Source organism: Thermococcus radiotolerans (assembly GCF_002214565.1).
Classification (GTDB): Archaea; Methanobacteriota_B; Thermococci; order Thermococcales; family Thermococcaceae; genus Thermococcus; species Thermococcus radiotolerans.
Genome location: NZ_CP015106.1, coordinates 1,739,365 through 1,751,304, shown reverse-complemented (window position 1 = coordinate 1,751,304; position 11,940 = coordinate 1,739,365). Strand labels below are relative to the sequence as shown.

Annotated in this window: 12 protein-coding genes; 5 read left to right on the top strand and 7 right to left on the bottom strand. The window is 52.6% G+C overall.

The genetic code is table 11. The features are described 5' to 3' along the window. Window positions 1-2: 2 nt before the first annotated feature. From A3L10_RS09620 to A3L10_RS09590, 7 genes are all read right to left on the bottom strand, one after another. Window positions 3-1,175: a DUF1972 domain-containing protein gene (locus tag A3L10_RS09620; protein WP_088867406.1), complete on the bottom strand. Its 1,173-nt coding sequence runs from the start codon at window positions 1,173-1,175 to the stop codon at window positions 3-5. Window positions 1,176-1,179: 4 nt separating this feature from the next. Further along, window positions 1,180-2,133 (bottom strand): S-layer glycoprotein N-glycosyltransferase AglJ, encoded by a 954-nt coding sequence (gene aglJ / locus A3L10_RS09615; protein WP_088867405.1) that lies wholly within the window; start codon window positions 2,131-2,133, stop codon window positions 1,180-1,182. A gap of 122 nt (window positions 2,134-2,255) precedes the next feature. Continuing rightward, entirely contained in the window at window positions 2,256-2,819 is a 564-nt protein-coding gene (locus A3L10_RS09610) for a hypothetical protein (protein WP_088867404.1), read from the bottom strand. Further along, a complete protein-coding gene (locus tag A3L10_RS09605; protein WP_088867403.1) occupies window positions 2,820-4,118 on the bottom strand; it encodes a DUF58 domain-containing protein in 1,299 nt (432 codons plus the stop codon). A gap of 3 nt (window positions 4,119-4,121) precedes the next feature. Continuing rightward, complete coding sequence (locus tag A3L10_RS09600) at window positions 4,122-5,051, bottom strand: AAA family ATPase (RefSeq protein ID WP_088867402.1); 930 nt, start codon at window positions 5,049-5,051, stop codon at window positions 4,122-4,124. Continuing rightward, on the bottom strand, window positions 5,041-6,054 hold the full coding sequence (locus tag A3L10_RS09595; protein WP_232461031.1) for a DUF4350 domain-containing protein: 1,014 nt from the start codon (window positions 6,052-6,054) through the stop codon (window positions 5,041-5,043). The genes A3L10_RS09600 and A3L10_RS09595 overlap by 11 nt, the downstream gene beginning before the upstream one ends. A gap of 5 nt (window positions 6,055-6,059) precedes the next feature. Continuing rightward, window positions 6,060-7,838 carry an Ig-like domain-containing protein gene (locus A3L10_RS09590; RefSeq protein ID WP_157726933.1) on the bottom strand — a complete coding sequence of 593 codons (1,779 nt, stop codon included), beginning with the start codon at window positions 7,836-7,838 and terminating at the stop codon, window positions 6,060-6,062. Between the two features lie 58 nt (window positions 7,839-7,896). Here A3L10_RS09590 and A3L10_RS09585 point away from each other — a divergent pair, with 58 nt between their 5' ends. From A3L10_RS09585 to A3L10_RS09565, 5 genes are all read left to right on the top strand, one after another. Beyond that, window positions 7,897-8,643: a hypothetical protein gene (locus A3L10_RS09585; RefSeq protein WP_088867399.1), complete on the top strand. Its 747-nt coding sequence runs from the start codon at window positions 7,897-7,899 to the stop codon at window positions 8,641-8,643. Further along, complete coding sequence (locus tag A3L10_RS09580) at window positions 8,634-8,879, top strand: hypothetical protein (RefSeq protein WP_088181499.1); 246 nt, start codon at window positions 8,634-8,636, stop codon at window positions 8,877-8,879. The genes A3L10_RS09585 and A3L10_RS09580 overlap by 10 nt, the downstream gene beginning before the upstream one ends. A gap of 54 nt (window positions 8,880-8,933) precedes the next feature. Beyond that, a complete protein-coding gene (locus A3L10_RS09575; protein WP_088867398.1) occupies window positions 8,934-10,205 on the top strand; it encodes an ATP-binding protein in 1,272 nt (423 codons plus the stop codon). 39 nt (window positions 10,206-10,244) lie between these two features. Beyond that, a complete protein-coding gene (locus tag A3L10_RS09570) occupies window positions 10,245-11,234 on the top strand; it encodes a DUF1616 domain-containing protein (RefSeq protein ID WP_088867397.1) in 990 nt (329 codons plus the stop codon). Window positions 11,235-11,317: 83 nt separating this feature from the next. After that, window positions 11,318-11,914 carry a TasA family protein gene (locus tag A3L10_RS09565; RefSeq protein WP_088867396.1) on the top strand — a complete coding sequence of 199 codons (597 nt, stop codon included), beginning with the start codon at window positions 11,318-11,320 and terminating at the stop codon, window positions 11,912-11,914. The last annotated feature ends 26 nt before the right edge of the window (window positions 11,915-11,940 follow it).

The window sequence follows — 11,940 nt, the reverse complement described above, 5'->3', positions numbered from 1 at the left end:
TACTACCCCCTCCCAATCAACACCCTAAACACTCTCTCATATTCCCCTACAACCTTCTCCCAATTATATTGCCTCCTTATCCTCGTGACCTGTGTCTTCCTTATATTCCTTAAATCAAGCTCTCCTTTTTCAAGCATCTCCATTTTGTCAGCTAAATCTTCAACATCTTTAAAGTATACCCCCCCTTCCTGAAGAACCTCTTTATTAAACGGCACATCATATGCCAGTATCGGCCTCTTAAACAGCATCTGCTCAAGCAGGGAGGGATTCGTTCCCCCAACTTCGTAGGCATGAATGTAAGCAAAGCAGTTCTTCCTCAAGACTCCAAGGACTTCTCTGTCATATATTGGGTCGAGGAGAAGTATATCCTCCCTGTCACCTTTCAGTTTGAAGAGGTATCTCGTGTACGGGTCTTTCCTATTGAAATTTCCGACTATAACAAGCTTCTTGGCAGACTTGGCTTTGCGGAATCCTTCGATCTCCATGTGAATGTTGTTTTCCGCCACAATCCTAGCAACCGTCAGGTAATAGCCGTTGGGCTCCACATCAAATTTCTCAAGAATATTCCTTTCTTCATCTGTGGAAAGAGTCGAAGGGAGAAGCTCCCTCGCACCGTAGGCGATGTAGACGACCATTCTTGGATTATGGCGTTTTTCAAGATGTTTCTTGATCCCAATGGAATCCGCTACCACGATATCTGGTAGCTTACAGGACAGGTATTCCATCAGGTACATGTAAACCATCGTCGCAAGATACACCGGGAAGATGTGGAAAGGTACAAATTGGCTCCTTTTTATTAAACGCCTCCATTCAACGCCGTCAGGATTTATAAGGATTTTTTTCTTTGCTAGCTTTGCTAAGATAGCTGCTACCGAGCTATCGGGTCCGAGAAAGTACAACAGTTCAATTTCTTCCCTGTGTTTTGATAGAGTATATGCGGCGTTAAGAAAATCATTGATGGAAGGTATACTCGTGCTTTTGCTCTCAACTGCGGGAGAATGCACTCTTATTATCCCATCATATTCATCTTCGAAGAATTTGGTGTCCTCGTGCATAACGTAGAATTGAAATCTGTCCTTTAATCTGGTAGTTAGCTCTTCTACAAATGTCTCTGTCCCCCCATATTTTGATGGAATTCCCCGCAGACCAACTATTGCAATCTTGGGCTTTTGCATCACATCACCTGTTTTCTCGTTCTGATTCTCGACTTTTGGTACAGTATTGAATACTCCTTAACTCCCGTTTTAACCCTGCCATGCTCTTGAAGATGTACCCTAGGACGAAACCGAATATAACAAGGTTAATTCCAGTTATAACAAAAATCGACGTGAGCGGGGCAAGTAGGTAGTGGGTAACTCCTCTTTGCCACTCCTCAACAACGTAGAATCCCGTAACAAGTCCAATCATCAAGAAGAGGAAACCTAAGAGATATAGGTATTTGCCAGGATTGTACCTCACCATCAACTCTATTATCGTTTTCCCTATTCTCCAGCCATCCTTTATGGGGTGGAGGTTGGCCTTCCCCTTTCTCTTACGATAGCTTATCGGAACCTCTGCAATGCGGAAGCCCTTGGCAATCGTTTCAACTGTCAGTTCGGTCTCAACCTCGAAACCATGTTTCTCAAGCTCAGCACTCTTATAAACTTCCCTAGTAAGGGCCCTATACCCCGTAAGGAGGTCGTGAACCTCCACACCATACATGAAACGGAAGAGAAAATTGAAAACTTTATTTCCAACGAGATTCAACTTTGTAAAGGCGCCCTTCTCAAAGTTTTCCAGCCGATTCCCAATAACATGTTCAGCTATTCCCCTTTCAATCGGCTGAATGAGCCTCTCAACGTCTTTAGGATCGTAGGTTCCATCCCCATCTATCATGACAACTACGTCGGTATCAATCATCTTGAATGCCTCTGCAACGGCTTGGCCTTTACCCTTACCGCTCTGGAGAACGACAGTGGCACCCTTTTTCTCTGCTATCTCCCTTGTCCTGTCGGTGCTGTGGCCGTCTATAACAAAAATGTTGGTGTAGCCAAGCTCCTTAAAACCATCTATAACTTCGCCAATAGCCCCTTCTTCGTTCTTCGTGGGTATCAGTATCGTAATGTTTTGAGAGTCTAATTTTTTCTCTGGCATCTACCACGCCTCCAAATGACAGACACAAGGTAGAGTATTCATCAGTTCCTCGTTGTAAGCCGGAATCACTATCAGAGTCCGCATGGTATCACCGAGTTAGTTGAATGAAACTAAGGGTTAGTCTAATGCCCGAAGTTCCGGTATAATCTGAACATCTCCCTCTTTTTAAGATTTTTCCAAACGAGGCTCGAAACGGCCAGAAATATTCCAAACGCTGACACCACCAAGGCCTGAGTTGCCGCAGAGCCTGGGAAATCGAGGGACGAACGGAAGATCAGAAAGACGGAAACCATTGCGACCAGGAACGCGAAAATCCCAACGCCCAGCCTGAACCTGAGCAGGAAGTAGAACATAACCCCTGCCAGGAACGCCTCCGGCACCACTAGACCGACCACCATGAAGAGGGTCGTCAGGAGTTCTACCCTCCCGAATGTGGGTTTTCTCTTAAGAACGTCGTCGAGGAGCAGTATCGACGCCAGGGAAAGCGCCAGTGTCGTCACGAGTCCGGAGTACGAGTAGAGTGTCGAAGCCTCAACGGAACCTCCAAGGTAGAGGATGTATATCAAATACGCCACGAGTCCAAGGTCTCGGTTCTTCAGGGCGAGGATGTAGACGAGTGGAGCGAGCAGCGTGATGTACGTTCCGGCAACAAAGCCCGCAAGTATCGATGCCACGACACCTATCATTCACACCACCCTCGCCAGTTCCCTTATGTAGTCGCTCGGGCCGAGGTCTATGGTAGGAGCTAGAGCGTTGAACTTCCTTAGGAGCCCTTCCCTCTCACTGTACGCGCGGTACAGTCTCCTGAGCGTCGTTTCGTCCAGCTCGCCGCTGTAGAAGAGAACCGGATTCGGGGAGAGTATCAGCACCCTGTGGCTTCTCAATGCCCTCGCCACGGCGCGGTAGGTCTGGGTTGGATTGCTGAGGTCCGTGATGAGTATTATAAAGGAGGGATTCTTGAGCAGGCTCAGGGCCTCGAAGATCCCAAGGGGTCCTTGCCTGCCCTTCCTCAGCGGAAGGACCTTCCTGAGGAACTCCTGCGCCTTCTCACCGATCGAGAAGCCAGTCTCGAAGCGGAGGCTCATGGCTCCTTTTTCACCCTTAAGGCCGAGTTTCCTCCTAATTGCCTCAAGCTGGGCGGGGCCTTTTCCAGCGCTCACGATATCGGCGCTGACATCGTCGTAGACAACCAGTCCCACGCGGTAGCGCCTCACGAGGTTTGAGGCCACTTGGAGTGCCAGAACCGCGGCGTAGTCTATCTTTGCCATCTTAAGCCCTTTGCGCATCTCCCTCGTGTTGTCGAGGAATATGTAAACGTCGGCGTTCTCCTCCTTTATGAACTCCCTGACTATAAGCTCGCCGAGCCTCACGCTGGCCTTCCAGTCTATCCTCTTGAAGTCGTCGCCGTGCTGGTACTCCCTCAGATCTTTGATGTCGAGACCCTCCGCTCCAAAGAGCTGGCCCTTCCGGTAGATCTCGGCCAGGCGGAGGTTGTGCTCCACCCTGGCGGCGTCCTTTATGCTCTCCACGGAGGGATAGACGTTAACCTCTACCTCAGGACCTATGGAGAACCTCTCAACGTACAGCCCACGCGGATCCTCAGCGATTACCTCAACCGGGCCAATGGCAAACTTCCCCTTCCTGAGGGGCCTGAAGCGGTACTCGATGAGGCGCTCCTCCCCAGAAGGAAGGAAAAACGGCTCAATACCCTCGACCTCAAAATCCTCATGTTTCACAAGGGGCTTCACAACTGCATCTCCGCCCAGGTTCCTAACGTGAAGTTCCGCTACCTGCCACTTCCCCTCCTCGAGTTTTGCCTCCCGCAGGATTACCTCACCCTCGATTGAGAGATCCACGACGCTCCTAACCCCGTAGATGTAGAGGATTATCAGCATGCCCAGAACCGCCGGGAACACCGTCTCGGCCAGATAACCTTCGACCATGAGGAGGAAGGCAAGGATGAAGAGAAAGTCCTCCCTTGTCATCGACTACACCGGGACCTCGGTTTCTCTGAGGATATCCTCCACAACGTCCCTGACCTTCACACCCTCGAGTTCGTACTCAACCTTGAGGACGAGCCTGTGGGTGAGCACGGGTAGAGCGACCTTCTTGACGTCGTCTGGGATGATGTAACTCCTGCCGTCGAGGAAAGCCGATGACTTGGCGGCGTAGAGGAGGTGCTCTCCAGCCCTCGGCGAGGCTCCGAAGAGAAGTCTCTCATCGCTCCTTGTGGCGGAGATTATCGAGTAGATGTACTCCAGTATCTCGTCGCTGGCCTCAACCTTCTTCACTTCGGATATGAGCCCAACTAGCTCCTCGTGGGTGACTATAGGCTCGACGTCGGAGAAGTCCCCGAGGCTCTTCCTCCTGAGGAGCGCCATCTCCTCGTCCTTGCTGGGGAACCCTATCTCGATCTTCAGCATGAACCTGTCAAGCTGGGCCTCAGGGAGAACGTAAACGCCCTCATGTTCCAAGGGGTTCATCGTGGCTATCACGAGGAACGGCCTGGGGAGGGGAAAAGTGGTGCCCTCGATGGTTACCTGCATCTCCTGCATTGCCTCCAGGAGTGCACTCTGGGTCTTTGGCTGGGCCCTGTTTACCTCGTCCGCCAGGACAACGTTGGCAAATATCGGGCCCTTCTTCGTCGTCCATTCCCCTGTTTTCTGGTCGTAGTAGAAGACGCCGATTATATCCGCCGGAAGAAGGTCCGGGGTGAGCTGTATCCTTGAGAAGCTTAACCCTATGGCCCTCGAGAAGGCCTTGGCTATGGTCGTCTTCGCCACACCCGGGATTCCCTCGATGAGCACGTGCCCCTCGGAGAGGAGGGCTATCGTGAGGAGCTCTATCACGTCCTCCTTACCAACGACGGCCTTGCCCACCTCTTTCTTCAGTCTCCCCATGAATTCCCTACCGTCCATGACCACCACCCAGCTTCGACCCAGTCTCGATTTCTTGGAGTATCTTTTTTAACTTATCCCCATCGAGGCCGCTTTCCTCAAGCCTCGATATAATCTCGTCGAGGCCCTGCCGTTCCTCCCGGAAGAAGCGGCCCAAGAGGGCGAATAGCTTATCCAGCAGGAGGCCAAAGAGGCCGCTCTCGATGAAGAAAGCCAGAGCAGCTATGAACAGCACGTAGTAGAACACCAGCTCCCTGTTGACCGCCCGCCTGATGACGATGGTTCCCGTTGAGTAGGGATTGAAGTCTGCATGATGAGCCTCGTCTACGTAGAAGGTCTTCTTGGGGAGCGAGCCAATGAGGTTCCGGAGGAACGGCTCGTTCTGGGGGAAGAGGGCGTTGGTGAAGATGTCGGGATCCGATATAAGGATCACCCTGCCCTTTCCATAGGAAACAACGTCCATTAGCGGAAAGGCACCGTATTCGCCGTTGAGCATTGAAGCGTTGCTCGTGTAGACAGCGGGGTTCTGGGCGTTGAGGACGACCGCGGGCCTGCTCATCACGAGGTAGTTAACCCCCGTCGAGAGTGCGTCGTCGGTTATTTCCCTCGTTACCGGGAACTCGTAGTTCTTGAGGTAGGTCAGGCCCGTCACGGGCTTCTTCGAGAAGCGCTGGGGAAGTCCCAACCCTTCAAGCAACTCATTGCCGGTGCCGAAATCATCGGCCAGTATGAGCGTCCCTCCACCTTCAAGGAACGTCCTAACCTGTTCTATTTCCCTCTGAGAGAAGTCCACATCGGGGCCCACCACGATGAGGGTGCCGTTCATCTTCCCGAGACCGAGGGAATCGTAGGGAACGAGAACCGGGGTTATCTCCCCGCTCTTGTAGAGGAGCTTTCCAAAGCTCGACAGGCCGTTCCATTCCGTGTTGAGCACGCTGTATGCGGCATCGCTCTTAAAGCGGGGGACGGACATGGGCATGACCAGGAGGGAAACCCCGATTATCAGCAGTATCGCGTAGGCCACCTTGTTCAAAGCTCATCCCTCACGATGGCGGTTATTATCACGCGGGAGGCCCTCTTGACTGCACCGAGAGCCTCTGAAATCCCGAACCTCATCCTCGCGTAGAGACCCCTCTCGTGCATCACCGTCAGCTTTTCCAGGTCGTTGTAGAAGGGCTCACCCCTGAGCCTCGAGAGCATTTCCCTGGGGGTGATCGAACCGGGCAACGAATAGAGTCTCCTGAGGAAGCGGTAGACCACCCTGTAGGCTCCAAGGACGTCCGGGGGAGCTTCACCGAATTCAGCCTCCACTGGCCTTTCCCCGGCCACCTCTTCCACCGCAGGCTGCACCTTCTCCCGGGTCAGGAACTTGTATCCAAGCCCCGCAAGGAGAAGGAAGGCCAGCAACAGCAGAATCCTGGTGGTGTAACTGATAGGAGCCGCGGTTATCTGAATCACGTTGGATCCACTCGCCTGGAGCTCATCGCTGCCCGGGAAGTACGCGTACACCTCGTGCGTTCCCTCGCCAAGCTGAACCTGGAAGGAGAAGTCCCCGCGGGCGGTGATTGTGGTGTAAGGAGAGTCATCAACGTAGATCACGAGCGGGATCGATAGGTCAGGGGTAACGGTTCCCGTTATCGTGACCGTATCGCCGGCCTTGACGCTCCCACCCTCGTAGAAGAGCCTTATGGTGGGCCTCAGCTTGGCCGGAAGGAGAAGCAGGGTGACGTTTGAGGGAGCATAGAGGGAGGTTCCAGCGAACAGTACGGTCGCGTTCACCTCGGAGGAAACGTTAACCGTGGCGTTGAAGAACCCCTCGGGGTCAGTCACGAGGGGGTAAGCCTCACCGCCAACGACAAGCTTTAGCGGCACTCTATCTACCCCTCTGCTCCAGTAGTCGAGGAGATATCCCGAAACCGTAACCGCCTCGCCGCGGCTCTCCTCCGCGATTATCCTCGTCGGAATTCTGGTCACGTTAACCAGGAGAACGTTCGACCTGAAGGAGCCGCTGGAGTTAACACCCACCGCATAGATCTCGTAGGTGCCCGTTCGGGGAAAGGAGTACACGAGGCGGAAGGTACCGTTGCCGAGCTCGGGCGTGTAGAGGGTTCCGTTCACCACGAGGAGAACCGAGCTCATGTTGGGGGCGTATCCGAATATCGTGACGTTGTCCAGAACCATAGGCGATTCCTTGGAGATGAAGACCGAGAAGTTCGAAGGCACCTCCGCGGCATCGAGGGCACGTCTGTACTCCCCGATTAGGTCTTCAACCCCATCGAGCTTGGAGGATAAACCGGTTACATCGAACCTCAGGCTCTCGTTGTTCTCCCCGACAAGTTCCACCGACGAGATCGAGTTAACCGCCTCCCGACAGGAGGAAAGGCCAGTTTCCATCAGCAGGAGGGCGTTTCTGGCCGAAACGTAATCACCCTCCTCCATGCCCCTCCGGAAGGATAGGCTGCCTGAGGATACGTAGAAAGAGCACTCACCGAGCTTTTGAAACTCGGACGCCAGGGAGAGAACTTTATCGTTTATCCCGATTGAGGAATAGACTATGAGCGTCTCGTAGGTGGAGTTTGTAATCCCGTAAAGCCGCGAGGAGACGTTTAAAGCCGAGTCATTTTCGGCCAGAACCTGATCGTAGAGGGCCTCGAAGTCGGATATGAGAGACGTGAAATAAACGTAGGCACCATGATCGTTCGAACTAGCCGAGTAGTAATTGGTTCCAGAGGCGGAAACCACCTGTAAACCCGCCGTTACGAGCAGCGAGACCAAGAACAACGGAATTAAGCCCCTCATATCAATCAAGGCCTTCTCGGGGGAAATCTTTTATAAGGTTAGTGGTCGTTGTGAAGTCGGGGTAAAGATGGAGATCAAGGACCTAGTTAGCGCTGCACTGGTGCTAGGCGGCGGTGCACTTGCACTCCACGGCTTCCTCAGCACAAACACTAGCCTGATGAACATAGGAATAGCCGGGGCGTTCCTGGGGGCAGTGGTCTTCACGTTCAAATCATCCAAATACGTGAAAAAAGAAGCCATTGAGAACCTCATGGAGCCCTACGCCGGAGTCTTCTCATCGTTCTCCGAGAACCTGGCCCTCAACGGAAACGCCGTCTACATACCCCCCTACGAGAACCTCCCGAGGGGAGGAGTCTTCATCCCCCTCCACGAGAACTTCGAGTTAGATCTGGCGAGACTGGATGAGAAAACGGTCTTCCTAACAGACGTCCCAAACGAAAAGGCAATGGGACTCTTCCTCGGCCCCTTCGGAGCATCACTCGTCGAGAAGTACGAGGAACACCTTGAAGGTCCCCTCGATTCCTCCGGCATACCAACGGTCGAAAGCGCCGCGGGTTCGGTCCTAAGGGCACTGGGGCTGGCAAAGAAGGTTTACATTGAAGAGAAGGGTGAGGGGCTCAGAATCATCATCCAGCCCGATATCAAGTGCGAGCCCGAGAACTGCGAGAAAACACCCTGCCCCCTCTGCGCCTCCGTGCTCCTGGCCCTCGCGAAGGCCACGGGGGAGCTGCTGCTCACGGAGAGGGTGGAGGCAAAGGACTACGGCATCGAGATAACCGCGAGAAAACTCGGGGGAGTCCAGGAATGGATGTAGAGGACTACATGCTCCTCTTCCTCTCACTCTGGGTCCTCATAGCGGCACTCGCCGCCAAGAGCGTCGGCGTATTCCTAACCCTCACGCTGATAGGCCTCCTGATAACGATAGAGGTGGGAAGTCTCTTCCTCAGCAGGGAGCAGAAGGAGAGCGTGAAGCCTCTCGTCGAGCTCCTAATAGTTATATTCGCGATAATCGTAATGGGAAAGGTGTACTCGATCATCACTGGTGGATAAACTTGCACTCTAAAAATAGCAACTTTTTTAAATTCTTGCATCATAACAAATGCCATGATTGAAACGGTAAGAGAAGTCGTCGAGGACTACAGGGAGGTTAAAGTTTCTGGAGTCCAAAGAGAGCTCAAAATACCCATTCCCAGCCTCCCCAAGGCCATAGCACTTATAGGGCCAAGAAGAGCCGGAAAAACATTCTATCTGCTCCAGATGTACAAGGACCTGCTTTCCCAAGGAAAACCAGCCCTCTACATACCCCTTGATGATGACAGACTGTACCCCCCAAACACCAAAACACTCTCCACGCTCCTGGACCTATTCCACATGGAGTTCGGAGAAAAAAGCGGCATCCTCCTATTAGACGAAATCCAAGAAGTAAACAAGTGGGAACTCTTCGTGAAACGGGCAGTTAGCATGGGATTCACGGTTTTCATATCCGGTTCATCCTCAAAACTGCTCTCGCGCGAAGTAGCAACCCAGCTCAGGGGCAGAGGAATTCACTTTGAACTGTTTCCCTTCAGCTTCAACGAGTTCATTAACGCCAAAGGGGTTGAACCTGGAGCATCAACAAAAAAGCGAGCAGCAATTAAAAAGACTATGGGAGAATACCTCCTCTGGGGCGGCTTTCCTGAAGTTGCCCTCGAAGAAAACAGGCTAATAAAAAGAAAACTGCTGGAGGAATACCTCGGAGTCATGCTCTACAGGGATATCGTGGAAAGGCACGGCGTCAAGAACCTCCGCGCACTGAAACTGTTTATCAAGCTCCTAACCGGCTCTTTTGCTCGAGAAATTTCCCTCAGCAGAACCGCGAAGTACATGAAGGGAACCGGCGTAGATGTCAGCAGAAACACCCTATCCGACTACCTCAGATACCTACAGGACGCATTCTTCGTCTTCCCCCTCAAGAAACTCGGCCCCATCAAGGAAAGCGAGAAAAGCCTCCCAAAAATCTACATCATCGATAACGGCATAATCACAGCATCAACCCCCAGAGCCAAGAGCGAGCTTGGGAGGCTCATGGAAAACCTCACATACCTCCACCTAAGAAGACTTGAAAAGGAAGTCTATTACATTAAAACCCCCACCTGGGAAGTTGACTTCGCAGTTAGAGAAGGAAACGGCTTCAACCTCATCCAAGTATCCTACACAGTCGAAGGACCAGACACATGGAAACGAGAAGTCAACGGACTCATTAAGGCATCAAAACTAGTTCCAACAAAAAGCACCACTGTAGTGACCTACGATTACGAGGAAGAAGAAACCATCGAAGGTCAAAAGATCAGATTCGTGCCCCTCTGGAAATTCTGCAGAGGCGAGATAAAGCTTTAAAGTCGAAAGAAACAGCAGTATCATCACCGGGTGGATGAAATGAACTGGAAGAAACACTGGGATCTGCTCACAATCATAGTGCTCTCAATAATCCTAGACCTACTCATATTCTACGCTCCGGACAGTCTAGCGAGAAAGGCCCTCGGCCTGGCCTTCGTACTCTTCTTCCCAGGCTACGTCTTCATAACCGCCCTATTCCCCGAAAAGAAGGAGCTGGACAACCTCGAAAGGCTCGCCCTCAGCTTCGGCCTGAGCATAGCGATAGTCCCGCTCATAGGCCTCGGATTGAACTACACCCCCTGGGGCATAAGGCTCATTCCAATACTCGTCAGCCTCACAATATTCAACGTTGCCTTCGCGATAATAGCCATATACCGCCGTTCGAAGGCCTTCGAGCCGTGGATACCCTGGATAACAGTCAAACGGCTCAAGGAAGAACTCGAATGGGAAAGCTCAAGTCAGCTCGACAAGGCCCTAACGGTGATCCTGATAATCGCCATCATCACATCCATCGGAACCCTCGCCTACGTGGTAACGCACCCAAAGCCCAGCGAGGCCTTCACCGAGTTCTACATCCTCGGCCCGGACGGAATAGCCGACAACTATCCGACGGACCTCAAAGTCGGCCAGAACGGGACGGTTATCATCGGCATAGTCAACCACGAGCACCGCAACGTAACCTACTACGTCCAGATATGGCTGGTCAACCTAACGTGGGACAACACCACCAACACGACTATAATTCACGAGATGTACCCGATGCCCGGCTGGTTCAACGTGACTCTGCCGAACGTTCCGGTCAACATCGAGGGCAACTGGACGCCCCAGTTCGAGACAAACTACACCTTCAGCATAGACAAGCCCGGAAAATGGCAGGTGTGGTTCCTGCTCTTCAAGGACGAACCGCCGGAACTGCCCCCTGCCCCACCCGACGGCAACTACGCGGAAACTGAAGCCAAGAACCTCATCCTGAAGGCTGTTAACGGGACGATACAGTCCCTCAAGCTCAACGTCAACGTAAAACCGTGACCCAATTTTTACCATTTTGAGAGAAAATTTTATAAGCTCTTTCTGCGTAATCCTTCCGAGAATACTATCTTGGGTGGTGTAATATGAAACATGTGAAAGTTGTAGCGATTGGCCTCCTTGTGGCCCTCCTGATACTCGCCGGGCCGGCCAGGTCCCTCTTCACCGACGTTGCCCTCTCGGAGAACAACGAGATAAGCTCCGGGGAGTTCGACATAGCCATAAGCAAGGACGGGAGCAGGTTCTACAACGATGCCAAACTCTTCGAGTTCTCGAACCTCAAGCCGGGCGACGAGAGAACCTTCAGCTTCTACGTCAAGAACCGCGGGGACATAGACGTCTCCAGGTTGACGATGGTTCTCCACGTCAGCGACCTCGAGGACGGTACGATGAGTCCCGCGGAGAAGGCCGTCGACAACACGACCGATGTCGGGGAGCTCAGCGAATACCTGATAGTGAAGGAGCTGAAGGTTTACCTCGGCAACGATTCATGGACAGTCGATTCGGTAAAGGGAAAGAGCCTGAAGGAACTCAGCGGAGAGGAAATAGAACTCATAGACAGGCCGCTCAAGGAGGGCGAAACGCTCAGGGTCACGATGACGGTGGAGTTCTCGAAGGAAGCCGGCAACGAGTGCCAGACCGACAGGGTTCTCGTCAACATGAAGCTCAACGCGGAGCAGTGAACTTTTAAACCCTCCATCCATTCTTT